Origin of the sequence: Caloranaerobacter sp. TR13, assembly GCF_001316435.1 — a bacterium.
Classification (GTDB): Bacteria; Bacillota; Clostridia; order Tissierellales; family Thermohalobacteraceae; genus Caloranaerobacter.
Map to the genome: position 1 here is coordinate 1 of NZ_JXLL01000008.1, position 25,980 is coordinate 25,980.

A 25,980-nucleotide genomic window follows, 5' to 3' on the forward strand; every position below is an offset into this window, starting at 1 on the left:
GGCTCTACCACTGAGCTACACCCGCATTTCATCGGCTGACAATAAAGAATTATACTACTGTATTAACGGTTTGTCAATAGATTTTAAAAAATTTTTTTATGGAATTTTATGGGTTAAACTTACATATTATCGGTTTAACTTCATCGCCAATATCTAAAATCCCATAACTTCTACCATTTCCACCTCTAGGATATGTTGGACTTCCTGGATTAAAGAATAAAATACTATCATGTTCAAGTAACATTGGAACATGACTATGTCCAAATAAAGCTATATCCACCCCTAGTTCTTTACTCCTATAATACAGATTATTAACGCCAAATTTAACATTATACCTATGCCCATGAGTTAGTAATATTTTCTTTCCTTTAACTTTTATTATTTCCTCTTCTTTCGTATTGTAATCATAAAAGTCACAATTACCTCTTACATTTACTATATCTACTCTTAACATTTCTCTTAGTTTATCTACATCTTTAGAATAATCACCTAAATGTATTAGTAAATCTACATTTCCTATTTTATTTATTTCTCTTAGTATAGGAGTTATATTGCCATGAGTATCACTTAATACAATTAATTTCATTTCTATCATCCTTTTAGTAAATTCTCTAATTCTACACGTAATTTTTTTAATGCATTAGCCCTATGACTTATTTTATTTTTTATATCCTCACCTAATTCAGCAAATGTCTTATTATACCCATCCACTATAAATAGTGGATCATAGCCAAATCCCTCATCACCTTTAGGAGCTAAAGCTATTTTCCCTAAACATTCTCCTTCTACAGTTTTATAACTTTTATCTTCCATTACAATGGCTATAACTGTTTTAAATTTAGCAGTTCTATCTTCAAGTCTTACTCCCTCTAACTCTTTTAATAGTTTTCTATTGTTATCCTCATAAGTAGCCCTTTCTCCAGCATATCTTGAAGAATATATACCTGGTCTACCTTCAAGCTTATCAACAAACAAGCCTGTATCATCTGCAATAACAATTCCATCAACTCTTTTTGACACTTCCACTGCCTTTTTTATAGCATTTTCTTCTAGAGTTTTTCCATCTTCTATAACATCTAACTCTTTTAATCCCACTTCATCTTTTGACAATATTTCTAAGGGTAACCCCTTCAATATCTTTTTTATCTCATCTATCTTATGTACATTACCACTAGCTACTATTAATCTAGTTTTTTTCATCTTTAACTTCTCCTTCTTGCTTTTCTTTTCCGACTAACTCTCCTATTTCACCAAGAGCCTCTTTCTGAATATCTATTAATTCTCTATTGCCCTTTTCCGCTAATCTAAGTAGTTCATTTAAATCTTCTCTGCTAAATGGTGATTCTTCACCAGTCCCTTGAATTTCTACAAATTCACCACTGTCAGTCATTACAATATTCATATCAACTTTAGCATTAGAATCCTCTGTATAGCATAAGTCTAAAAGTCTATTCCCTTCAACTATGCCTACACTTACTGCAGAAAGAAAATGTTTAACTGGTAAATAGCTAATATCTCCACTCTCATATAATTTATATAATGCATCAACTAATGCTACAAAAGCACCAGTAATAGATGCAGTTCTAGTGCCTCCATCAGCCTGTATTACATCACAATCTATCCAAACGGTTCTCTCACCTAAATCTTCTAATTTCACAACTGACCTTAATGCTCTTCCAATAAGTCTTTGAATTTCTTGAGACCTTCCTTCAAGCTTACCTCTAACTGATTCTCTAACCTTTCTTGTCTCTGTAGAACCAGGTAACATTGAATATTCAGCTGTAACCCAACCCGTACCTGTTCCTTTTAAAAATGGCGGAACTCTATCATCCACCATAGCTGTACATATAACTTTAGTATCTCCCATTTCTATTAAAACTGATCCATGTGGGTGTTTTAAAAAATTCCTAGTAATCCTAACTTTTCTTAACTCATCTCTCTTTCTGCCGTCTAATCTCAACATCTCTATCTCTCCTATCTATTTTTACATAATCATATTATTTCCATATATAACTTTATGATAACAATAATGTTTGTTATTAGCAACAAAAAAAATAACTACCAGAAAACTGGTAGCTTAATATTCATTAGCAAATACAGGTAAAGTTTCTGGCTGCTCAACTTCAATCCCTGCTTCCTCTAAAGTTTTACCATCTAATAAAATTTCTACACCAATTATATCCTCAAATTCACTTAAAGTTAACCCAATATTCTTAGCCATCTTATCAAATACTGCTTGGTCTTTCACTTGTGCATCGTTTTCATCATATATATCTACATAAGCTATACCTTCTTTTATTTCTACACCTTGAAGTTTAACCCCATCAGGTATGTCACTATATAAAGCAGTGTCTACAGGAGGCCCTTCAAAAAGCTTTTGAAGTGCTGTTAAAATATTAGCTTGTGGTGCAGAAGTAGGTACTGTTACAGGCACATAATATTCATATTCACCATTAGCAGTATTTTTAAAATAAACTACTACTCTTGATTCACCTTTAGATGCTGTATCAATAAGATTAATATCTTTTCTTACTAAAGGCTTTCCAATTTTAGTTCCAAATTTTAGACTGTCTACTATCTTACCTTCAATCATAAATTGTACTTTATTTATAGTAGGAAATTCAGTTAATGTATATACAATACCTTTAACAAGATTTTGTTCTTCAGTTTTAGAATTATAATTCATTATTTCTTTAGAAAAATCAACTTTACATAAACCAGTTTCTTTGTCTATTGACATACCTCTAATTTGAGTACCTGTTGGAATAATTGGCTCTAAACCAATTACCCCTATATCTTCTCTTAAAGCTACACTGTCTATCATATTTCTCAACGCTGCTTTAGCAATGCCTTCTTCCCAAGGTATTTGTCTCTTTACTGGAATTAAGTATCCACTTTGATCTTGGAAATATAGAACAGTATCTCTTAATTCTACTTCACTCGATACTTCTAAGTTATCTTCATCACTTCTAACTATATCAACATCTGTTTCTTCCTCATCAGTAAACAAGTTTTTCATCGTATCAATTGCTTTACACCCATAAATACTTACACTTAGAGCTAAAATTAAAATTATTACTACGACTTTTTTTATAGACATAAATACTCCCCCTTTGCCATTCTTACTAATATATATTACTGACAAAGAGGGAGTATGATTATTTCGCTTCAAAATATCTGATAATTCCATTAACTATACCCTGAATAGCTTTGTTCTTATATTCCTCTGTAACTATTTTTTTCTCCTCATAAGGGTTAGTTACAAATCCTAACTCTAATAATGCTGCTACCATTTTTGTTTCTCTTACAACTACAAGTTTAGGCCTTCTTTTAATTCCTCTATCTAATGCATCTGTAGCCTTTAATACTTCTTCATGTATTGTTTCTGCAAAGGGATAATTATCTACAGTTTTTACATCACTTAAATATGAAGGGCAATACAAAGTTTGTATCCCAGATATATCTTCATCATCATGCGCATTAAAGTGTATACTTATAAACGCATCTCCATTGCTTCGATTAGCTTTATCCACTCTATCATATAAATCTATATATTCATCCTTATTTCTGATTAATAAAGTATTAAAACCTAATTTCTTTAGTTTTTTCTCTAAGCTTAAAGCATAATCTAATGCTATATCTTTTTCTTTCATCTTAGTTACAGGACCAATAGTTCCAGGATCTTTACCACCATGTCCTGCATCAATTATTATTAATTTATCACTATATTTCTTAATCTTGTCCAAAACTTTTACCTTAATCGTATCATCCTTAGCCGATGACAATACAGTATAAGAAATGTCTTTTTTAAACTTTACAAATATTTTATAATAGTCACCTATGTTTTCAACTTTAATATAGTCTGTAAGTTCATCATTAAGCTCAATTATACCATTTTCTAAATCAGCATACTTTCTAAAAAATCTTATCTCCATTAATTTACTATCTTCATCATATTTTATATAATAATTCATCCTTTTATTAGCTTTAATTTGCAATAATCGGCTTTCATCATCTAATTTTTCAAAATTTATATTTTTCAACCCATTGTCATCAAGGAATAAAATTATTTTATCATCTTCTACTTGAGTAGTTAAGTGAGGTTTTACATCTTTCTCTTTTAAATCTAAAACAACTCTAACTATTTTATCCTGCTCATTATATAGCGAATCTGGTTTGAATTGTGATGTCCTAATATCTTTTATAAATTCAGTTTCTATTCCAATTTTATTATTATCCATTTCTAACAGTGAATCCAAAAGGTCTATAACTATTCTATCAGGTTCATAAAGTCTAAGTATATTATAATCAGGTCTATTTGTGTTATATATTACAACTCCTTTTTTATCTCCTATAGTTTCTAGCTTTATATCACTTACTTTATTGACAAAATCTATTTCAATTTGTTTATTGTCCTTAGACCTGTTAATATTGTAACTTACAAATCTATCCAATTCTATAACTACTCTTGTTATATCAGGATCTATTGAAAATTGAGAAGCTCTAATCTTTTTTATTGGATACTTATTTGTATCTAATTCTAAAATACCTCTTGAAGCAATAATTTTCTTGTTTTCTATTTTAAAATTGCTTCTAGGTATATCTATTACTAATCTGTAAGGATCTTCTAAAAATATATCTTTATATGAAACTAATCCTGTAGTTTCTATTTTAATCTTAGGTAAATTACCTTCACTTTCGGTTATGGTTATATTGGTTACATCTTGCTTTTTATAATCTATTGTTCCAGTCCAAGTTTCTGGTATCCAACCAACATCAAATCCAAGAGTTTCTGACACAAATCTTAACGGTACCATCGTTCTATCATTAATAAGTTTCGCTGGTACATTATAAGGTAATTTTTTAACCTCCCCATTAATAATTACATCTGAACTATTTATTTTTAATATTATCTCTTTTTCTTGAGTTTTTATAGTAGCTTCATATTTTTCCTGATTCCAACTAATATCAGCATTTAAGTAGTTGGCAACAAATCTGACTGGGACTAATGTTCTTGAATTATATAAAATAGGTGGGACATCAGATTGGATTGGTTCGCCATTAATAAGGATATTTATCTTTTTCACTTTAATAACCTTTCCATCAACTGTTACATCTACTAATTCTGGTCCTTGTTTTGCATAAGATACAGGAATTAATAGAAAAAACATAATCATCATAAGTATTGTTGCAATTAATCTCTTCATCATTTGTCCCCCTTGTTTTTAAATACATTATACGTTTCTAAATATATTATACAATGAATTTAATCCGACAAAATCCGACTTCTTCCTCATTTATTTTTATTTATATCATTGCAAATATCTTATGTCAACGGAACTTGCAATATTGTAATAATATTTTAATATTAAGCAAAATAAGGTATGGTTTGTAAAAATAACCATACCTCAAACTACCAGCGTAGCTTTATACAACTTTATATAATTCATCACTTTCAGGTGGAAGTATTTCTTTAACAGAACCTTCATCCTCTATTAAAATACCCTTTTCTATAATTTCTCCAATTAAACTTACATTAATATTGTTATTAATAAGCTCTGATATTATTTCATCTGCTTTTCCTTTAGGTGCTATTATAAGCATACTACCACTAGATATAAGCTTAAGAGGGTCAATGTTAAGTAACTTACATATAGACTTTGTTTCACTAGTCAAAGGTATATTTTCTTTAAATACTTTTACTCCTTTTGATATCGCATTTGCCATTTCCCATATTGCACCAAGTACTCCACCTTCAGTTACATCATGCATGTATAAAGCTCCTTTTTTACTTGCTAAAAGCCCTTCTTTTACAACACTTATCTTTTCCATATATTCTTTAGCTTTTTCTATTGTTTCAAGACTTAATTTATCTTTTAATTTATTCTCTAATTCATATGCTATTATTGCTGTACCTTCTAATCCTGCATATTTTGTTAATAAAATTTTATCACCTATTTTGATAGAATCTTTATTTGCAAAACACTCTCTAGCTTGTCTACCTATTACTGTTGTGGATACAACTATTTTATTAACTGCACTCGAAATCTCTGTATGACCACCAATTATTTCTACATTTAATTGTTCTGCAACTAAACCTGCTTCTTTCATAATTAATTCTATCTCGTCTTTTTCTGTACCTTTAGGAGCTAATATAGTCATTAGTAAGCCCACTGGCTCTGCTCCATTTGAAGCCACATCATTACATGAAATATGTACTGCTAGCTTACCTAAATTTTTACTTGCTCCTGTTATTGGATCTGTTGATACTACACATAAATCATCTCCTAAATTAAGTACAGCACAATCTTCTCCAATACCTGCCCTTGTAACAACCTCATCTCTTTTGTATTTTATATTTGAAAATACAATGCTCTTCAATAAATCATTAGGTAACTTTCCAATTTTCATCACTTTGTCCGCCCCTTTTAAAGTATTCATTCCATTCCTGTGCAGTCATAATTTTATGATCTGATATAATCGAAATAATTTCTATATCGTCAGGTCTAATGTTGTGAAATATCAATACTTCAGCATCGTAACCAGCAGTCTTATCCTTTCTTATTTTCAAATTTTCTACAAAACTTAAAGATGTATTCCAATAATCTTTTATTAATTTTTTACCTCTATTTTCTAAAAATATTTTTGCATAATTAAAATTTGGAATATCTTTAAGTATAAAAGACTCATACACTGAGTTAGCTAAATTTTCATTTGCTATCCAACATTTGTCCTGATTTATTTTTATTCCTAATATGACTGTATGAGAATGCCAGCAGTGATTTTTATCAAAATTTAAACTTGCAAAAATAGCTTTTTTCCTTTCTACCCACTGTGGCAATTTGTCTGGTCTAAATTCATCCATAAACTTATGAAATTCTAAATATTTAGTTACATAAGTTGTTTTATCGTCATACTTAATTCCTTCACTAAGTACTGTTTTTAAATCTGTAATGGGTATAATGTGATAAACTAATCCCGTATCTGTATAGTCTGCAAATATCATTTATCCATCTCCTTGTACAAATTTAAATCGAAAATTTTGTTTTACTCTTATATATTATTTTCGAAGATAGATAAATATTATACTTCCAATTATTAATATAACACATAACTTAGCTAAATTAAATAACTATGAAAAATCAGGGGAAAATAATACTTAGATAAAAATTTTGGGGGTGATATGGATAACTATTAATTGCTTAGATAACTGTTTATATCAAATTGATGGAATATGTACATTAACTCACGTAACAACATATTCAGGAAGCTCTAAAAGTAACTGTCCTTATTTTAAAAATAAAAATGAATTAAGACAAAAAAAGAAGAATGGCGGCTAAGCCGCCATTCCTAATATCTTAGTGCTCTAAGATGTATGCCCACTTGTATTCAGTAGAAACACCAACTGGGAATCTTGCTATACCTTTAACATATGGTTTTTGTAAGAAGTTTCTTGCTCTGAAGTAAGTTGGTGATATAGGCATTTCTTCCATTAATAGTTTTTCAGCTTCTAACATATATTCCATTCTTTCGTCGCCAGTACTGTTAACAGCCTTTTCGATTAGCTCATCGTACTTAGCGTTGCTCCAGAATGCATCGTTGTTACCACCATCAGTTACCCACATATCCATGAAAGTCATTGGGTCGTTGTAGTCAGCACCCCAACCAGCACCAACTATAGTGTAGTCGCCTTGATCCATTTTTTGTAGACGGATCTTGAATGATACTGATTCGATAGGTACTTCAATACCTAAGTTGTTTTTCCACATTTGTTGTAATGCCTGAGCTAGTTTTCTAGCTAAGTCACTATCTCCAGTTAGATAGCTAACACTCTTAGCTAACTCTTCCTTAGTAGCTCCAACTTCTTTTAATCCTTCTTCTAATAACTTATTAGCTTCATCTATAGCTGCCTGTCCTTTAGTACCAGCATCATAGATTAAATCTCCATTTTGCTTTCTGAATTCTCCACCAGCTTTTCCTGGGATTCCACCAGGTACGAAACCATAAGCTGGAATTGAACCGTTAGCAAGAACTCCATTTACGTAAGCATCTCTGTTTATAGCTAGTGAGAATGCTTTTCTTATTTTCTTATTGCTGAAGAATTTGTCTTTGCAGTTGAACTCTAAGTAGAATGTAACAGCTTCTGCCATTCTACCGAATTCTGGTGAATCTTTATAGTTATCTAAGAATTCAGCAGGTACTCCAGTCATATCTAATTCGCCAGTTTCATATAGGTTGATTGGAGTATTTGTATCGTTAATCATGTCAGCTTCGATTCTTTGAAGTTTAACACTGTCAGCATCCCAGTAAGTTGGGTTCTTTTCAAGAACTATTTTTTGTTCATGGTTCCATTCAGTTATCATGAATGGTCCACTGAATACCATCTTGTCAGCTTCTGATGCGTAAGCATCTCCCCACTTCTCTATTGCAGCCTTTTTAGCTGGTAGATAAGTGATGAATGAAGTTAAACTTAAGAAATATGACATTGGTCTTTCTAATTCAACTTGTAAAGTCTTTTCATCAAGAGCCTTGATTCCAACTTCGTTTGGATCAGTTATTTCTCCTGTATTGAATGCATATGCGTTCTTAATTCCATAGAATTGATATGCATATGATGAAGCAGTTTTTGGATCTATAGCTCTCTTCCAAGCAAATTCAAAATCATAAGCAGTTATTGGGTCTCCATCTGACCATTTAGCATCTCTTAATTTGAAAGTATAAGTTTTACCATCATCGCTTACAGTCCAGCTCTCAGCTAAACCTTTACCTACGCTACCATCTGGATTAAGTCTTACAAGACCTTCTAAAGTAGCATTTAATAATACGAATGAAACTGTATCAGTTGAAGTTTGTGGATCTAAATCAGGTGGTTCTGTACCAAGATTTATTCTTAATACTTGTTCTTTAGCTAATTTTGGTTCTCCTGTATCAGTTTGAGTTTGATCTTCAGTCTTAGTTTGATCTTCTTTTTGTGTTGGTTCAGGAGTAGTCTTACCACATCCTGCTAATGCTAGTGATAATACCATAGTAAAAACTAGCGCTAATATAAGCCATTTACTTCTTTTCATTAACTAATCCCCCTTTAATTTTAATTAAGGATAATAATTTTTTTGCTAACTTATTAAGGTTAATACTCACCCCCCTTAAGCTCGTTAAGTGAGAATTTTTTTTAAATTTAAAATTTTATTCTAAATAATTAAATTCTATACAAACTTAAAAAGTCCTTTATATTTTTTGAAATTTTTTGTTTAGTTTAAAATTTTCGAAAACTCTAAGTGAAATCAGTTTTTTATTTCGTTTTCTTAATATCGTTTAAGCAATTTTAATTAAAGTATAAAGAAAATTTAACATATTGTCAAGCTAATATTTTTTCTCCAAGCATTAACTATTAATATACTTATGCATGTACATAGACATACATTACACTTTATTTTGTCTATAAATTGAATAAGATGCCGAAGCAAATGACTCCGGCAACTTATTAAATTATATAACTTATTAAATCATATGGCATGCTACAAAATGTCCTGGACTTACTTCTCTTAATTCTGGAGTCTGTTCTTTACATATGTCTTTACATAATTTACATCTAGCCTGGAATTTACATCCTGGTGGTGGATTAATTGGACTTGGTACATCTCCTTCAAGAATAATTCTCTTTCTATTTCTTTCAACTTCTGGGTCTGGAATAGGCACAGCTGACAATAAAGCCTTAGTATATGGATGTAAAGGTTTATCATATAACTCTTTACTAGTTGTTAACTCCATAATTGAGCCTAAATACATAACTGCAATTCTATCAGAAATATGCTTAACCATACTCAAGTCGTGAGCTATGAAAAGATATGTTAAGCCAAGTTTCTCTTGTAATTCCATTAATAAGTTAACAACCTGAGCCTGAATAGAAACATCTAGGGCTGAAATAGGCTCATCACAAACTATAAATTTAGGCTCTATAGCTAAAGCTCTAGCTATACCTATACGCTGTCTCTGACCACCACTAAACTCATGTGGGAATCTATTCGCATGCTCTCTGTTTAATCCAACTAACTCTAATAATTCATATATTCTTTTTTGTCTGTCTTCCCCAGTATATAATCCATGAATATCTATTCCTTCACCGATAATATCAGTAACTGTCATTCTTGGATTCAATGATGCATATGGGTCTTGGAATATCATTTGAGCTTTTCTTGTAAAATGTTTTAATTCTTCTTTATTTAACTTATGAACATTCATTCCTTCAAAAATAACATCTCCATCAGTTGCATCATATAATCTTATGATTGTTCTACCTGTTGTTGATTTTCCACAGCCTGACTCTCCAACAAGACCTAAAGTTTCACCTTCTTTTATCTTAAAACTAATACCATCAACAGCCTTTAATGTTAAGCCCCTGCCTACGTTAAAGTATTTTTTTAAGTTTCTTACTTCTATAAGTGTTTTTCTTTCTTCAGCCATATCTATCTCCTTCCTTCAACAATAGGATTTTTTACCTTTGGTGCCATTTCATGCTGTAGCCAGCAGTGTACATGATGTTTCTCACTTATTTGAGTCTTTTCTGGATAGTATTCTTTACATACTGGCATAGCATAATCACATCTAGCTGCAAATGGGCATCCTACAGGTGGCTTAAATAGATCTGGTGGCTGTCCTACTATTGGCACTAGTCTTTCCTTGTTGGCAGCGTCTAATCTTGGTACTGATTGTAATAATCCCCAAGTATAAGGATGCTGTGGATTAAAGAATATATCATCACTAGTACCTGATTCTATAATTTTACCAGCATACATAACAACTATTCTATGAGCTATATTAGCAACAACACCAAGGTCGTGTGTTATCATTATGATTGATGTGTCTAGCTTATTCTGTAATTCCTTCATAAGGTCTAATATCTGTGCTTGAATTGTAACGTCTAGTGCAGTTGTAGGCTCATCAGCTATCAACAGCTTAGGATTACATGCTAATGCAATAGCTATCATAGCTCTTTGTCTCATACCACCACTAAATTCATGTGGATATTGCTCAACACGTTTAGCAGGATTAGGTATACCAACTAATTTAAGCATCTCAATTGCTCTTTCTTTTGCTTCCTGTTTACTCATGCTTTGATGCTTAATTAGACCTTCCATTATTTGTTTTCCTACTCTCATAGTAGGGTTAAGTGAAGTCATTGGATCTTGGAAAATCATACTGATTTCACGACCACGAACTGACTCCATTTGTTTATCTGTAAATTTAGCTAAATCTTTTCCATCAAATATAACACTACCCTTTTTAATTCTTCCAGGTGGCATTGGTATAAGTTTCATAATTGATTGAGCTGTAACTGATTTACCACATCCTGACTCACCAACTATAGCTAGAGTCTCTCCTTTATCTACATGGAAGTCTACCCCTCTTACAGCTTTAACTTCTCCAGCATAAGTATCAAACGAAACATGTAAATCTTTTACTTCCAATAATCTATCTCTATTTTCCACTTTATTAGCCTCCTTTACTTTCTAAGTCTTGGATCTAGTGCATCTCTTAAACCATCACCTAACAAGTTGAAACCAAGCATTGTTATACTGATTAATAGTGATGGGAAGAATAACTGATATGGATGTATTAAAAGCACCTTACTACCATCTGCTGCTAGAGTACCCCAGCTTGCTAATGGTAATGGAAGTCCAAGACCTATATAACTTAAGAACGCTTCTGAGAATATCGCTGCTGGAACCGCAAATGTTATTGATATAATAATTGGTCCCATTGAGTTTGGAATTAAGTGTCTAGTTATAATTCTCCAACCATCTGCACCTAAAGTTTTTGCTGCTAATACGAATTCCATTTCTTTCAATTGAAGTACCTGACCTCTAACCAGTCTGGCCATTCCACCCCAACCTGATATAGCAAACGCTATGATTATAGTATGAAGTCCTTGACCGATAACAACCATTAAAAGAATTACCCATAGCATTTGTGGAATTGAGAATATAATATCAACAATACGCATCATTACTATATCTACATTACCACCTAAATAACCTGAAACCCCTCCGTAAATTACACCTATTGTAAAGTTCAATATAGCCGTCATAAATCCAATGAACAGGGATACTCTCGCACCCATCCAAGATCTTACAAATATATCTCTACCTAATGCATCAGTTCCGAACCAGTGTTCAGCTGAAGGTGGCTTATTTATATTTGTAAAATCTTGCTCAGCAAAATCATAAGGTTGCATGTAAGGTCCTACTAAAGAAAGTACTATTAATAATCCAAGTAATATCATTGAAGCAATAGCTAGCTTGTTCTCTTTAAGTCTTCTCCAAGCATCTTGCCAATAGGTTAAACTTGGTCTTACTAACTCTTGTGACTTCTCAATATCTTTTCCGACTATTTTAAACATTTCTTTGTTCAGTTGAACTTGAGCCATTTTGCCAACTCCTCTCTATTAGTCTAATCTTATTCTTGGATCTATTAATCCATATGCGATATCAACCAAGAAGATTATAAATACCAATACCGCTGAATAGAATACTGTTGTACCTAAAATCAATGTATAGTCTCTTTGTTGTATACTTTGAATATAGTATTTTCCTAATCCAGGTATACCGAATATTCTTTCTATAATGAATGTACCTGTTAATAACATAGCTACGATTGGACCTAAAACTGTAACAACTGGTAATATAGCATTTCTTATAGCATGTTTCCAAATAACAACAGACTTTGATAATCCTTTTGCTTTAGCTGTCTTAATATAGTCTTGATTTAATACGTCAAGCATACTTGTTCTCATCATCCTAGCTTGGAACGCAATCATTCTCATACCTAATGCCCAAGCAGGTAGTATAACATGATATGGTGTTCCCCATCTTGCAACCGGGAACCATTGTAATTTAACTCCGAACCAATATTGGAATAATGCTGAGAAAACGAAGTTAGGTACTGAAACTCCCAATATAGCTAATAAAATAACGAAATAATCGAAGAATCCCTTATGGTTGAGGGCCGCGACAATTCCGAGGAATATACCCAAGGTGATTCCAAACAAACCTGCTGCTATACCTAATTGAGCAGAAACAGGGAATCCTGACTTCAACATACTAGCAACTGTTCTATTCTTATACTTTAGCGACATACCCAAATCGCCTCTTAATAAGTTCTTTAGATAAGTAAAATATTGTACAACTAGCGGCTTGTCTAATCCATATTTAGCTTTAAGATTTTCTAAAATCTCTGCTGGAATCCTTTTTTGGTCAGTGAACGGATCTCCAGGAATAGCGTGCATTAAGAAAAATGTGATAGTTACTACAACCCATAATGTTAGAACCATAGTTCCTAACCTTTTTAGAGTATACTTAAACATAAATACACCTCCATCAATTTTTGCAATGTAAAATACTTAAAATAGAAAAAAGAACTCTAAACTTTATACTCCCCCCTTTAAAACAAGTTATGCAAATTTTATATATAGCTACTTTTTATATTTATATATTGTGAAATAGTTTAAAATTTCATTAATTTAAAATTTTACATATTGAGCGACTTGTTTAAATTGTCTGAAATTTTTTACTTTTCTATTTTATGATACTTTATACTGCTTTATTATGCAATTAAATAAGTTTTAATAAAATATTAATAAATTGTAATATTTGGTTCTAGGTACTTGGTATTGGGTATTAAATACTGGGTGCTAGGTACTGGGTACTGGGTGCTAGGTACTGGGTGCGAAGTTATATTGTTTGGTATCTAGCTTCACTACTTTATCATACTAAAGTTTCTGACGTTTTATTTCCATTATAATTCAAAATTCTGTTTTTTCAATTACTTTTTCTATATGTTACAAAAAATTAACAAACCCACTTTTTTTAAGCGAGTTTGTTTTCATTACATTTCTTCTATAATTTCTAATATCAATTTATTAACCATCTGAGGATTTGCTTTACCCCTTGTAGCCTTCATAACTTGACCAACTAGAAACCCTAATGCTCTATCTTTTCCATTTTTGTAATCTACTACAGATTGTCGATTATCCTCAACTACTTTCTTAACTATATTCTTAAGCTCAGACTCATCGCTTATCTGTATTAAACCTTGCTCCCTTACAATTACTTCAGGAGTCTTACCTTGTTCAAACATAATTCTTAAAACTTTCTTACCAATCTTATTACTAATCTTCCCCTCATTTATAAGCCCAATCAAGTCTGCTAAATTTTTTGGAGTAATTTTCATATTCTTAATTTCTTTATTTTCCATATTAAGTCTTCTCAATATATCACCCGTTATCCAATTGCTAACCTGTTTTGGAGCGTTTACAAATTTAACAGTCTCTTCGAAGAAGTCAGCTAAATTCTTTGAAGAAGTCAAAATTTTTGCATCGTTTTCTGGTAAGTTATATTCTATTATGAATCTTTCTTTTTTAGCATGAGGAAGTTCAGGTAAATTTTCTTTAATGTTTTTTATTAAGTTTTCATCTACTTCAATATCTACTAAATCAGACTCGGGAAAATATCTGTAATCTTCAACTGTTTCCTTTACTCTCATTACTACAGTTTCATTTCTGTTTTCATCCCATCTTCTTGTTTCCTTGAGCGTATTTTTCCCCTGTTTCAATAATTCAATATGCCTCTTTTCCTCAAATTCCATAGCTTTAACAGCGGCTTTAAATGAATTTAAATTTTTAATCTCAGTAATTGTACTCTTTACTCCCGTTTCTTCATCTATAACATTTATGTTAATATCACATCTTAAGGACCCTTCCTCCATCTTACAATCAGAAACCTCAATATACCTAAGTATAGCTTTTAATTTTTCTAAAAATATCCTAGCCTCCTCAGGCGAATTCATATCAGGATAAGTTACAATTTCTATTAAAGGAATTCCGCTTCTATTATAATCAAGAAGAATATTTCCTTTTTCATCATAAATAGATTTTCCTGTATCCTCTTCTATATGTATTCTTTTAATTCTTATTTTCTTCTCAACATCTTTTATATCTATCTTTATATAGCCATTTTGGCAAAGAGGATTTGTATACTGCGTAATCTGATACCCTTTTACTAAATCTGGATAAAAATAATTTTTTCTATCCATTCTGCTTTTATTTGATATTTCACAATTTAATGCTAACCCAGCCCTTATACAATATTCTACAACTTTTTTATTAAGTACAGGTAGAGCCCCTGGAAGACCTAAACAAACTGGACAACAATGCTTATTTGCTTCTTTTTCAAATTTAGCTAAACAACTGCAAAATATTTTAGATTTTGTCAAAAGTTCAGCATGTATTTCAAGCCCTATCACTGTTTTATATGCCATTTTTTATCCCTTCCTTTATCTTAGGAGCTCTTCTTTGAAAATTACTATTCTTTTCGTAAGTATATGCTACACTTAATATATCTTCTTCTCCAAAAGCTTTACCCATTATTTGCATTCCTACTGGCAGGTCATCAATATATCCACAAGGAATTGTTATAGCAGGTATTCCTGCAATATTTGCTGAAACTGTTAATATATCTGAAAGATACATAGATATAGGGTTTTCTTTTTTTTCTCCAATTTTATAGGGTAATGTAGGAGTCGTAGGTGATATAATAATATCAAACTCTTTAAATACCTTTTCAAAATCTCTTATAATTAATGTCCTTACTTTCTGAGCCTTTTTATAATATTCACTATAATGACTTGAGCTTAGGAAATAAGTCCCTATCATTATCCTTCTCTTTACCTCATCTCCAAAGCCTTCTGTTCTTGTCTTTATAACTAACTCTTCAACTGAATTGTAGCTCTTAGCTCTTCTTCCATATCTTATACCATCAAACTTAGCAAGATTTGAACTAGCTTCAGAAGGTGCTAAGATATAATAAGTAGCTAAAGCATATTCTGAATAAGGCAGTGAAACATAATCTATTTTAGCACCAAGCTTTTCAAGAATTTTAACTGCATCTAATACCTTTTCTTTAATTCTATTATCTATCCTATTATTGAAGTATTCTTTAGGCAAGGCTATCTTTAGTCCCCTAATATCTTTCATTAATGCTTTTATATAATCAACACTGCCATTATCAGTAGATGTAGAATCTTTTTTATCAAACCCTACTATACTGTTTAACACAATCGCACAATCTTCTACATTCTTAGCCAAAGGCCCTATTTGGTCAAATGATGATGCAAATGCTACTAACCCATATCTAGATACAAGCCCATAGGTTGGTTTTAACCCAACTACCCCACAAAAAGCTGCTGGTTGTCTTATTGAACCTCCTGTAGATGAGCCTAAAGCATATGGAACCAAAGATGCTGAAACAGCTGCCGCTGAGCCACCACTTGAGCCGCCTGGTACTCTGTTTAAATCCCAAGGATTTTTAGTAATCTTGAAAGCAGAATTTTCTGTGCTAGAACCCATTGCAAATTCATCCATATTAGTCTTACCTACTATAATCGCGCCATTTGACTTAAGTTTTTTTATAACAGTCGCGTCATATGGTGGTATAAAGTTTTCTAAAATTCTAGACCCGCAGGTTGTCTTAATTCCTTCTGTTACTATATTATCTTTAATCCCTACAGGAATTCCAGCTATATCACTTAAGCTAGTGATATCTTCTTTTATTTTTTTATCTATTCTTCTAGCCTCTTCAAGAGCTTTTTCTTTAATTAAAGTTATAAAGCTACCTACTTTATCTTCTACTTGTTCTATTCTTTTTAAAAAATTTTTCACTATTTCTTCTGATGACACTTCTCTATTTCTTATCAAATCTCTCAACTCATGAACCGTAAGATTTGTTAAATCCACTTTTATCTCACCTCTAGTTGAATCAGTTGACAGTATACAGAGAACAGAAAACAGATAATAAATAATGTAAGTTGACTGTCAACTAATTTTCCATTTTCAATTTTTAATTTTTCATTCCTAAAGCCTGTCTAGTACCTAGAATTTTACATTTTAAATTTTTCATTTCTGAATCCTGTCCCCTGTCCCCTGTTCTCTAGTTCTAGTACCCAGCACCAAGTACCCATTTCTCACTTCTTCTGCATTAGAAAGAACCTTCTCTCTTTCTAAAGAAGGTTCTACTTTATCTTCTCTAAAAAAGTTTTTGGAATTATGTATATTATAAGTCGGCTCAATACCTTCTGTATCTATTTCTTTTAATTTTTCAACTAATTCTAAAATTGCTGTCAATTGATTAGTAAATTTCTCTATATCTTTTTCATAAATTTCTAGCTTAGCTAATTTTGCTATGCGTTCTATTTCTTTTTGAGAGATTCTCATAAAATATCCTCCTAAAAATCGTCATTGGTCGCTCGTCATTCGCTAATCGTTAAAGCCGATAATATCTAAAAATTCACTACCAGTAATTATTTTTATACCTAATTCTTTTGCTTTATCATATTTAGATCCTGGATTTTCTCCTACAACTACATAATCAGTCTTTTTACTAACACTACCAGCTACTTTTCCACCCATTTTAGTTATTATTTCCTTTGCTTCTTTCCTGCTAATCCCTTCAATAGTGCCAGTTACAACAACTGTTTTACCTGAAAATATAGTATCATTTTCTATTTCCTCTTCTTCATAAACTGGATTTACACCTTCTTCTAAAAGCTTATTTATGTTAGAAATTATTTTTTCATCTGCAAAAAACTCTATTATGCTATTTGCGACTTTGTCTCCAATATCAGGTATTGCTATAAGCTCTTCATATGTTGCCTTCATCAATCTTTCAAGAGATTTAAATGTATTAGCCAAATCAGTTGAAGTTTTCTTTCCTACATTAGGTATACCCAATGCAAAAATGAAGGAGTCTAATCTGCAATTTTTACTTTTTTCAATAGCCTTTAACAGATTCTCTGCTTTTTTCTTTCCGAATCTATCTAATTTAATCAACTCTTCGAATTTTAACTCATAAAGCTTAGGTATATCTTCAAGCCCTAATTCTTCGTATAATTGCTCTGCTGTTTTTTCACTAAAACCTTCTATATTCATCGCATCTCTACTTGCATAATGAACTAATCTAGAAACTAACTGTGGTTTACAAGATAAAGAGTTCGGACAGAAAATATGCACTCCTTCTTGAATAAGTTCACTACCACAAGCAGGACATTCTTTTGGCTTCTCTATTTTCTTAGGATTTTCACAGCTATCTTCAATTGTTCCCATTATTTCTGGTATTACATCATTAGACCTTCTTATCCACACTCTACAGCCAATTTTAACTTTCTTTCTTTGAATATCATCCCAATTATTTAATGTAGCTCTTTTAACAGTTACTCCCCCTATTTCAATAGGCTCAAGTATTGCTGTTGGAGTAACCTTTCCGGTTCTTCCTACATTCCATACTACATCAATCAGTTTTGTGGTCATTTCTTCTGCTTCAAATTTATATGCTATAGCCCAACGTGGAAACTTCTGTGTATAACCTAAAACCTCCCTTGTTCTCATGTCATTTATCTTTATTACAAGTCCATCTGTTAAAACATCGAGAGAATTCCTAATTTCTTTTATCTTTTCTATTTCTTCTATAAGTTCTTCAATACTATCAAAAGTCTTTATATATTCACTAACTGGTAACCTGTTCTCTTTTAAGAAATCTATCATTTCAAGATGTGTATTAAAACTTCTACCCTCTATATAACCAACATTATAAAAATAAGCTATTAATTTTCTTTTCGCAGTAACTTTAGGGTCTAAATTTCTCAAAGCTCCTGCTGCTGCATTTCTTGCATTTTTTAACGGTTCATCAGCTGTTTTATTATATTCATCTAAAACTGATAAAGGCATCAAACCTTCACCTTGTATTTCAACAGTACCTTTAAATTTTATACTTAGAGGTATTGATTTTATAGTTTTTATCTGCATAAGTATTGCCTCTCCTACCTCTCCATTACCTCTAGTTGCACCTTGAACTAATTTTCCATCTTTATAAGTAAGATTAATTGTAAGTCCATCAAATTTATATTCAACTACATAAGTAGGGTTAGGTAATTTTTCTTCATTTTCTCTATTATATTCATTTATTAATCTTCTTACTCTTGTATCCCAATTTCTTAATTCTAAAGCAGTTTTACATTTATCTAAACTCCATAATTTGCCTAAGTGTTTATGCTTCTGAAATTTTTCAAGTGGCTCTCCTCCAACTCTCTGTGTTGGAGAGTCACTTAGTATTATCCCAGTTTCCTCTTCTAATTTTACTAGTTCGTCATAAAGTTTATCATATTCTTTATCACTGACCTTAGGATTGTCTAGAACATAATAATGGTAATTTAAGTCATTTATTATATCAACAAGCTCTTTAATACGCTCTCTTTTATCCATCATCTCACCTTCTTTCAGTTTTTACAGTTGCCAGAAAACAGATCCCCTGTACCCTGTTCTCTGTCCCCTGTCCTCTAACTAGTACCTAATACCTAGTACCCAGTACCAAGTACCCCGTACCTAGTACCCAGTATCCAGTACCTAGTACCCAATATCCAGTACCTAATCTACCACTTCTATTGGTGCAAAGCTAAGCATAAGTTTCTTAACACCCTTACTTGCAAATGCAACTGCTATTTCCTTATCTCCATCCTTATCTTTAACTTGTACAACTGTACCTATCCCCCACATCTTATGCTTCACTTTTGCTCCAGGCTTTATATCATTTGAAGATAAGTTCGATTTGCCAGTACTTTTCTCTACTACTCCTGTGAAAAGCTTGTTGGCGTCTTTTTTTATCTTACCTAGTACCTTTACTGTTTTTTCATTTAAATTCTCCACCAACCATTCTGGTATCTCTTTTATAAATCTTGATACAGTATTATACATAGTATGTCCATATAAAGTCCTTACATCAGCATAAGTTATATATAAAATCTTCATTGCTCTGGTAATGCCAACATAGCATAGTCTTCTTTCTTCTTCTAGTTCTTCATCACTGTTAAGTGCTCTTGAAAGTGGAAAAATTCCTTCCTCCATTCCAGCTAAAAAAACTACTGGAAACTCCAAACCCTTAGCACTGTGCAGTGTCATAAGTAAAACAGTATTTCCTTCATCTTCTACATTGTCAATATCTGAAAGCAGCGAAATACTTGCTAAAAATTCTTCTAAAGTATTTTCTTCACTTTTTTGTTCAAAATCTATGGCTACAGAAATAAATTCTTTTATATTCTCTATTCTACTCTCTGCTTCAACTGTATTTTCCTTTTTTAGTTCATCTATATATCCTATTGAATCTATAACATTTTCTATAAGCTCTCTTACTCCTAAAATTTCCTTCATAGCTATAAACTTGTTTATTAGAGTAGTAAACTTATTTATATTAGCAATAGCTCTCTGTGATAATCCTGGGATATCCTCTACATCTAATATGGCGCTATATAAGCTTTCCCCTGTCTTTTGACAATATGCTTCAATCTTTTCAATAGTCTTACTACCAATTCCCCTTTTAGGTACATTGATTATCCTCTTTAAGCTGACATTGTCAACTGGATTTTGTATAAGCCTTAAATATGCTATAATATCTTTTATTTCTTTTCTATCATAGAACTTAAGTCCCCCAACTATTTTATAAGGGATATTAGATTTTATTAATGCTTCTTCTATAACACGTGATTGAGCATTTGTTCTATATAAAACAGCAAAATCTGAAAACTTTAAACCTTCATTTTTAATATTTTCATTTATTTTGCTCGCTATAAAGTCAGCTTCATCATGTTCATTGTAACCACTATAAAGTTTTATTAGAGTGCCTCCATCATTTTCAGTCCATAATTTTTTTGATTTCCTTCCATAATTGTTCTTTATTACATGATTGGCTGCTTCTAATATAGTTTTAGTAGAACGATAATTTTGCTCAAGCTTTATAACCTTTGTATTTGGAAAATCCTTTTCAAATTCAAGTATATTTCTAATATCTGCCCCTCTCCATCCATAAATTGACTGGTCATCATCGCCAACAACACAGATATTCATATATTTTCTAGACAATAATCTAATTAATTCATACTGTGCTTTATTGGTATCTTGGTACTCATCTACTAAAATATATTTAAATCTTTCTTGATAATCATTTAAAACATCTGGATTTTTTCTAAGTAAATCTATAGTCTTAAATATTAAGTCATCAAAATCTAATGCATTATTTTCTTTTAATTTCTTTTGATACAAACTATATATTTCTGCCTTGTTTCTTTCTCTAAAGTCCCCATAATTATCTCTCATATATGTATCAGCATCTATAAGCTTATCTTTTTGAGAGCTTATAAAATTTAACATAGCTTTTGGGTCATATAACTTTTCATTTAAATTAAGTTCTTTTATACAATCCTTAATAAGTGTCTTTTGATCAGTTGTATCAAATATTACAAAATTTCTACTATACCCTATTCTATCAATATTTCTTCTTAAAATTCTTACACATATTGAATGGAATGTTCCAATCCACATACTTTCAGCTTTTCCACCAATAAGTCCTTCTATTCTTTCCTTCATCTCATTAGCAGCTTTATTAGTAAAAGTTATTGCCAAGATATTCTCTGGATTTACCCCTTTTTCTTCTATTAGATATGCTATTCTATGAGTTAAAACTCTCGTTTTTCCCGAACCTGCACCAGCTAATACTAACAAAGGTCCTTCAGTTGTCAATACTGCTTCTTTTTGTCTATCATTTAAAGTATCTAAAGAAATCATGTATTTATCTCCTCTCGATTTCATTCTTTTCTTCAAACTATATTATATAGGAAAGTACTTTCTTGTTGAAGCTTCAATATTGATATTATTAAATTTGAATTTTTAAAAAATAAAACCCCTACTTATAAAAGCAGGGGTAATAAAACAAAATTATAATCTTTTTATAATCATATCAACAAAATATCTGTGAAATGATTCATCTCCCGTAAGTTCAGGATGGAATGAAGTTGCCAACATATTCTTTTCCCTTGCTGCAATAATTTTCCCTTCATGTTCTGATAAAATTTTAACTCCATATCCAACCTTCTCAATGTAAGGTGCTCTGATAAACACTAATGATATTGGTTTTGATGAAACTTGCGGTATTGTTTTTTCTATCATAAAACTATCTATCTGACTACCATAAGCATTTCTTTTCACTTCAATATCCATTACTTCTAAATGTGCATAATCCTGCCCTACAATTTTTTTCGCCAATAATATCATTCCTGCACACGTTCCCCATACAGGCATTCCTTTTGTTATCCTTTCCTTTAAAGGTAAAAATATATCAAAATCCTTCATAAGTTTCCCTATAGTCGTGCTTTCCCCTCCTGGAAGAATCAGACCATCTATTTCATTTATCTGTTTAGCATATTTAACCCTAATTGGCTTAATCCCTTCAATTTTCTTAAGCATTTCTATATGTTCAACTACAGAACCTTGAAAATCAAGTACACCGACTTTAATCATTATTACCATCCTCTTTCAGCAAATTCTGTAGTCAATTTACTAATTTCTAATCCATACATAGGTTCTCCTAAATCCTCAGAAACTTCAGCAAGAATTTCAGGGTCATTATAATATGTGGTTGCTTTCACTATCGCTTTTGCTCTCTTTTCCGGATTAGAAGATTTAAAAATCCCAGAACCTACAAATACTCCATCACATCCTAACTGCATCATAAGAGCTGCGTCTGCAGGAGTTGCAATTCCACCAGCTGCAAAGTTTACAACAGGTAGTCTTCCATGTTCAGCTACATATTCAACCAAATGATAAGGTGCCCCCATTTCTTTAGCAGCAGTCATAAGTTCTTCCTTAGGCATAAGTTTCAATTTCCTTATTTCTGATAACATCTGCCTCATATGCCTTACAGCTTCTACAACATTACCAGTTCCTGCTTCTCCTTTCGTTCTTATCATAGATGCTCCTTCAGCAATTCTTCGTAATGCCTCTCCTAAATTTCTAGCGCCACATACAAAAGGAACTTTAAACTGTTTTTTATTAATATGATACATCTCATCTGCTGGGGTTAAAACTTCACTTTCATCAATAAAGTCTATTCCTATCGCTTCTAGAATTTGAGCTTCTACAAAATGACCAATCCTTACCTTTGCCATAACTGGTATTGATACTGCTTTTTTTATTTCTTTTATCATTTTAGGATCAGACATTCTTGCCACTCCACCCTGCTTTCTAATATCAGCAGGTACTCTCTCCAAAGCCATAACTGCTACAGCCCCGGCTTTTTCAGCTATTCTGGCCTCTTCTGGATTTGTAACATCCATAATCACTCCACCTTTAAGCATTTGTGCAAGATTTTTATTTAGTTCATATCTTTTATTCATACTATCTCCCCCTATGCTTTATTAATTTTAAAAATTAATCAATATTGTATCGGTTGTTGTTTTAAGATTGTAATGCTATTGTATCGTTATATAATAACATTACCAGTACAATTCTATTATGTCACAACAATTGTACTGCGTCAATATTGTTTGAAAAATCAAAATCATTATTATAAAATTATAGTGATAGCTTGTCTATTTATTAACTAAAATAACTAAAAGTGAGGTATCGGGAATGTTTAAGAACCTGCTGAGAAAAAAGCCAAAATCTTTAAGTTCAAACATTGAAAACAAAGTTATTCCAACTAATGATAAGGAAAAAGAAACAAATACAGATTACACAAGCCTACTAATACATAATCAAAAATGTACAATCGATAAGATTTCGAACAGAATAGACGAAACTGGATTTGCAACAGAAAATTTAATCGAAATAATAAACAATATTTCTAGAAATGTTGAAATACAAATGCAAGCTATCGAAAAAGTTGTAAACGAAATTGAAAGCTATTCTGCATTAACTGAAGAAGTTCAAGCTAGTACTATTAGTTCTCTTCAGATAGCAGAAGATACAAAAGAGGTTGCTAAAGAAGGTAACCAAGCTGTAAATAATTCTATTCAAGCAATGAATGAAATAAAAATATCTGTTGATAATACTAAAAATATTGTTGCAAATTTAAATAAGCAAACTTCTCAAATTGATAATATGCTTAAGATAATCAAAGATATTGCTAATCAAACCAACCTATTAGCTTTAAATGCAGCAATAGAAGCTGCAAGAGCAGGAGAACATGGTCGTGGTTTCGCTGTAGTAGCAGAAGAAGTAAGAAAACTAGCACAAAAAAGCGAGGAATCTGCTGAGCAAATATCTTCAGTAATAATAAAAATTAAAGACAGTATACAAGAAACTATAAATGCTATGAACGAAAGTGGGTTAAAGGTTGATAAAGGTGTAGACATTGCAAATAATACAATAACTGTTTTTAATAAAATAATTGAATCAATAAATACAACTACTGAAGTAACTAATGAAATAACATCTGCAATTTCACAGCAAACTAGTAACTTAGAAGAAGTTGTATTTTCAGCTAAAGAAATGAATGACATATCTGAAAAGATTATATCAATGATTGAAGTTGCCTTGATGAATGCACAGCATACAAAAACTTCAATTGAAATTTTGTCTAAAACATCAGAAAACCTTAATAACATAACTAATGAAGTCCTTAACAATATCAAATTAGCAGATAGAAAAGAAACTAAACTAAGGACAGTTATGGGAAAAAGTTTAGATACATTAGATCCTGCTATTCCATTTGATCAAGATAGTTTGAAAATTTTAGGTAATGTACATACTGGTTTACTAGCTTCAAGCGCTACAACTGATGTATTGCCTAGCATAGCTAAAAGCTGGTTTGTAAGTGAAGATAATCTTACTTGGACTTTTAATCTTAGAAAGGGTGCCAAGTTCCATAATAACCAAGAAGTTACATCTGAAGATGTTAAATTTTCTCTTGAAAGAATATTAAGTCCAAAACTTAAATCTCCTAATGCATGGCTTTTATATTCTATTGATGGTGCTGAAGAATTTCACAATAGTGAAGCTAATCATGTTAGAGGTATAAAAGTCATAGATAGATACAGATTATCTATAACCTTAACAAAGCCTTATAGTGGTTTTCTACTTAACTTAGCTCAGCCTTGTTGTGCAATTATAGAAAAAATTTCAGCACTTAATAATAAATTTATAGGCTGTGGACCATATATAATCGAAGAAATGGATGATGAAAAATACACATTAAAAGCTTTTGAAGGATATTTTGGTGGACAACCATATATAGATAAAATAGAGGTTTATCATAATGATAACAATCCTGTTGAAGGTTATATAAACAATAAATATGACTTCTTAATGCTCAATAACTCTGGTGTCAAAGAATTATACGAAAAAGGATTTAGTAGTGAAATTAAAGTAAAAGATGTAATGACAACATTTTTTGCAGGATTTAACTTAAAATCTAATTCAATTTTTGCCAAAGATAAAGGTATAAGAAAAGCCATTAATCATGCAGTAAACAAAGAAAGAATAATTAACGAAGTTGTTAATGGACTTGCTTCTAAATCTAAAGGAGTATTCCCTCCAGCAATTCTAGACAATAGTCATCTTACAGGCTTTGAGTTTAACCCTAACTTATCCAGAAGATTATTAAGAGAAAGTAATTATAATAATGAAAAGTTGATAATACTAGGATACGAAGGTGACAGCAATAATTCCAACAATAAAATAATCGAACTTATTGTAGAAGACTTGAATAATGTAGGAATTAACTGTAAAATCATCAAAGTTCCTTCTAGAGAATATTTAAAAGCCGAAAACATGAATAAATGCCATTTATTCATTATGGGATGGATTGCTGATACTGGGGACCCTGACAACTATCTAGAGCCTTTATTTAATCCTAAAGCTTATACTAACTTTACTGGATATAATAATGAATATGTAACAAAATTGATGAAAGAAGCTAGGGAAATTATAAATCCTGAAAAAAGAATTGATTTATACAAGACAATTCAGGATAAAATTATAGAAGATGTACCATGGCTATTCTTATATCATCCACAAACAGCTTATGTTCATAAAACACATATAAAAAATGTACAACTCAATCCATTAGGAAAAGTTAGATTTGAAGATATTATTTGCGAATAATAGGA

General features: G+C 31.4%; 20 protein-coding genes. 1 reads left to right on the forward strand and 19 read right to left on the reverse strand.

Features of this window, described 5'->3' with window-relative positions; all coding sequences use genetic code 11:
- Positions 1-106: 106 nt before the first annotated feature.
- From TR13x_RS07005 to pdxS, 19 genes are all read right to left on the reverse strand, one after another.
- The gene (locus TR13x_RS07005) at positions 107-586 is read right to left on the reverse strand and encodes a metallophosphoesterase (RefSeq protein ID WP_054871205.1); all 480 of its coding nucleotides are present in this window, start codon (positions 584-586) and stop codon (positions 107-109) included.
- A 5-nt stretch (positions 587-591) separates the two neighbouring features.
- Positions 592-1,200: an XTP/dITP diphosphatase gene (locus TR13x_RS07010; protein WP_054871206.1), complete on the reverse strand. Its 609-nt coding sequence runs from the start codon at positions 1,198-1,200 to the stop codon at positions 592-594.
- A complete protein-coding gene (gene rph / locus TR13x_RS07015) occupies positions 1,187-1,963 on the reverse strand; it encodes a ribonuclease PH (RefSeq protein WP_054871207.1) in 777 nt (258 codons plus the stop codon). Before rph ends, TR13x_RS07010 begins: the two co-directional genes overlap by 14 nt.
- A gap of 114 nt (positions 1,964-2,077) precedes the next feature.
- Entirely contained in the window at positions 2,078-3,100 is a 1,023-nt protein-coding gene (locus tag TR13x_RS07020; protein WP_054871208.1) for a GerMN domain-containing protein, read from the reverse strand.
- A gap of 58 nt (positions 3,101-3,158) precedes the next feature.
- Complete coding sequence (locus TR13x_RS07025; protein WP_054871209.1) at positions 3,159-5,207, reverse strand: N-acetylmuramoyl-L-alanine amidase family protein; 2,049 nt, start codon at positions 5,205-5,207, stop codon at positions 3,159-3,161.
- 220 nt (positions 5,208-5,427) lie between these two features.
- Entirely contained in the window at positions 5,428-6,411 is a 984-nt protein-coding gene (locus TR13x_RS07030; RefSeq protein ID WP_054871210.1) for an AIR synthase family protein, read from the reverse strand.
- Positions 6,389-7,006, reverse strand: coding sequence for a hypothetical protein (locus tag TR13x_RS07035; RefSeq protein ID WP_054871211.1), 618 nt, complete (start codon positions 7,004-7,006; stop codon positions 6,389-6,391). The genes TR13x_RS07030 and TR13x_RS07035 overlap by 23 nt, the downstream gene beginning before the upstream one ends.
- Before the next feature lie 352 nt (positions 7,007-7,358).
- Positions 7,359-9,068, reverse strand: coding sequence for a peptide ABC transporter substrate-binding protein (locus TR13x_RS07040; protein ID WP_054871212.1), 1,710 nt, complete (start codon positions 9,066-9,068; stop codon positions 7,359-7,361).
- Positions 9,069-9,498: 430 nt separating this feature from the next.
- Positions 9,499-10,461, reverse strand: coding sequence for an ABC transporter ATP-binding protein (locus TR13x_RS07045; protein WP_054871213.1), 963 nt, complete (start codon positions 10,459-10,461; stop codon positions 9,499-9,501).
- 2 nt (positions 10,462-10,463) lie between these two features.
- Positions 10,464-11,486, reverse strand: coding sequence for an ABC transporter ATP-binding protein (locus TR13x_RS07050; RefSeq protein WP_054871214.1), 1,023 nt, complete (start codon positions 11,484-11,486; stop codon positions 10,464-10,466).
- Positions 11,487-11,500: 14 nt separating this feature from the next.
- Positions 11,501-12,424: an ABC transporter permease gene (locus TR13x_RS07055; protein ID WP_054871215.1), complete on the reverse strand. Its 924-nt coding sequence runs from the start codon at positions 12,422-12,424 to the stop codon at positions 11,501-11,503.
- An 18-nt stretch (positions 12,425-12,442) separates the two neighbouring features.
- A complete protein-coding gene (locus TR13x_RS07060) occupies positions 12,443-13,360 on the reverse strand; it encodes an ABC transporter permease (RefSeq protein ID WP_054871216.1) in 918 nt (305 codons plus the stop codon).
- A gap of 521 nt (positions 13,361-13,881) precedes the next feature.
- On the reverse strand, positions 13,882-15,312 hold the full coding sequence (gatB, locus tag TR13x_RS07065) for an Asp-tRNA(Asn)/Glu-tRNA(Gln) amidotransferase subunit GatB (protein WP_054871217.1): 1,431 nt from the start codon (positions 15,310-15,312) through the stop codon (positions 13,882-13,884).
- Positions 15,302-16,786, reverse strand: coding sequence for an Asp-tRNA(Asn)/Glu-tRNA(Gln) amidotransferase subunit GatA (gene gatA / locus TR13x_RS07070; RefSeq protein WP_054871218.1), 1,485 nt, complete (start codon positions 16,784-16,786; stop codon positions 15,302-15,304). Before gatA ends, gatB begins: the two co-directional genes overlap by 11 nt.
- A gap of 159 nt (positions 16,787-16,945) precedes the next feature.
- On the reverse strand, positions 16,946-17,263 hold the full coding sequence (gatC, locus tag TR13x_RS07075) for an Asp-tRNA(Asn)/Glu-tRNA(Gln) amidotransferase subunit GatC (RefSeq protein ID WP_054871219.1): 318 nt from the start codon (positions 17,261-17,263) through the stop codon (positions 16,946-16,948).
- Between the two features lie 42 nt (positions 17,264-17,305).
- Positions 17,306-19,306 carry an NAD-dependent DNA ligase LigA gene (ligA, locus tag TR13x_RS07080; protein ID WP_255351319.1) on the reverse strand — a complete coding sequence of 667 codons (2,001 nt, stop codon included), beginning with the start codon at positions 19,304-19,306 and terminating at the stop codon, positions 17,306-17,308.
- A 162-nt stretch (positions 19,307-19,468) separates the two neighbouring features.
- Positions 19,469-21,658, reverse strand: coding sequence for a DNA helicase PcrA (pcrA, locus tag TR13x_RS07085; protein WP_054871221.1), 2,190 nt, complete (start codon positions 21,656-21,658; stop codon positions 19,469-19,471).
- A 150-nt stretch (positions 21,659-21,808) separates the two neighbouring features.
- Positions 21,809-22,390, reverse strand: coding sequence for a pyridoxal 5'-phosphate synthase glutaminase subunit PdxT (pdxT, locus tag TR13x_RS07090; protein WP_054871222.1), 582 nt, complete (start codon positions 22,388-22,390; stop codon positions 21,809-21,811).
- A gap of 2 nt (positions 22,391-22,392) precedes the next feature.
- On the reverse strand, positions 22,393-23,265 hold the full coding sequence (gene pdxS / locus TR13x_RS07095; RefSeq protein ID WP_054871223.1) for a pyridoxal 5'-phosphate synthase lyase subunit PdxS: 873 nt from the start codon (positions 23,263-23,265) through the stop codon (positions 22,393-22,395).
- A gap of 235 nt (positions 23,266-23,500) precedes the next feature.
- Between pdxS and TR13x_RS07100 the strand changes: the two genes are divergently transcribed.
- Complete coding sequence (locus tag TR13x_RS07100; RefSeq protein ID WP_054871224.1) at positions 23,501-25,975, forward strand: ABC transporter substrate-binding protein; 2,475 nt, start codon at positions 23,501-23,503, stop codon at positions 25,973-25,975.
- Positions 25,976-25,980: the final 5 nt, after the last annotated feature.

Bases quoted from the DNA above. Each gene is read 5' to 3' on its own strand.
- TR13x_RS07005 (WP_054871205.1), bottom strand. From the start codon at position 586: ATGAAATTAATTGTATTAAGTGATACTCATGGCAATATAACTCCTATA.
- TR13x_RS07010 (WP_054871206.1), bottom strand. From the start codon at position 1,200: ATGAAAAAAACTAGATTAATAGTAGCTAGTGGTAATGTACATAAGATA.
- rph (WP_054871207.1), bottom strand. From the start codon at position 1,963: ATGTTGAGATTAGACGGCAGAAAGAGAGATGAGTTAAGAAAAGTTAGG.
- TR13x_RS07020 (WP_054871208.1), bottom strand. From the start codon at position 3,100: ATGTCTATAAAAAAAGTCGTAGTAATAATTTTAATTTTAGCTCTAAGT.
- TR13x_RS07025 (WP_054871209.1), bottom strand. From the start codon at position 5,207: ATGAAGAGATTAATTGCAACAATACTTATGATGATTATGTTTTTTCTA.
- TR13x_RS07030 (WP_054871210.1), bottom strand. From the start codon at position 6,411: ATGAAAATTGGAAAGTTACCTAATGATTTATTGAAGAGCATTGTATTT.
- TR13x_RS07035 (WP_054871211.1), bottom strand. From the start codon at position 7,006: ATGATATTTGCAGACTATACAGATACGGGATTAGTTTATCACATTATA.
- TR13x_RS07040 (WP_054871212.1), bottom strand. From the start codon at position 9,068: ATGAAAAGAAGTAAATGGCTTATATTAGCGCTAGTTTTTACTATGGTA.
- TR13x_RS07045 (WP_054871213.1), bottom strand. From the start codon at position 10,461: ATGGCTGAAGAAAGAAAAACACTTATAGAAGTAAGAAACTTAAAAAAA.
- TR13x_RS07055 (WP_054871215.1), bottom strand. From the start codon at position 12,424: ATGGCTCAAGTTCAACTGAACAAAGAAATGTTTAAAATAGTCGGAAAA.
- TR13x_RS07060 (WP_054871216.1), bottom strand. From the start codon at position 13,360: ATGTTTAAGTATACTCTAAAAAGGTTAGGAACTATGGTTCTAACATTA.
- gatB (WP_054871217.1), bottom strand. From the start codon at position 15,312: ATGGCATATAAAACAGTGATAGGGCTTGAAATACATGCTGAACTTTTG.
- gatC (WP_054871219.1), bottom strand. From the start codon at position 17,263: ATGAGAATCTCTCAAAAAGAAATAGAACGCATAGCAAAATTAGCTAAG.
- ligA (WP_255351319.1), bottom strand. From the start codon at position 19,306: ATGGATAAAAGAGAGCGTATTAAAGAGCTTGTTGATATAATAAATGAC.
- pcrA (WP_054871221.1), bottom strand. From the start codon at position 21,658: ATGATTTCTTTAGATACTTTAAATGATAGACAAAAAGAAGCAGTATTG.
- pdxT (WP_054871222.1), bottom strand. From the start codon at position 22,390: ATGATTAAAGTCGGTGTACTTGATTTTCAAGGTTCTGTAGTTGAACAT.
- pdxS (WP_054871223.1), bottom strand. From the start codon at position 23,265: ATGAATAAAAGATATGAACTAAATAAAAATCTTGCACAAATGCTTAAA.
- TR13x_RS07100 (WP_054871224.1), top strand. From the start codon at position 23,501: ATGTTTAAGAACCTGCTGAGAAAAAAGCCAAAATCTTTAAGTTCAAAC.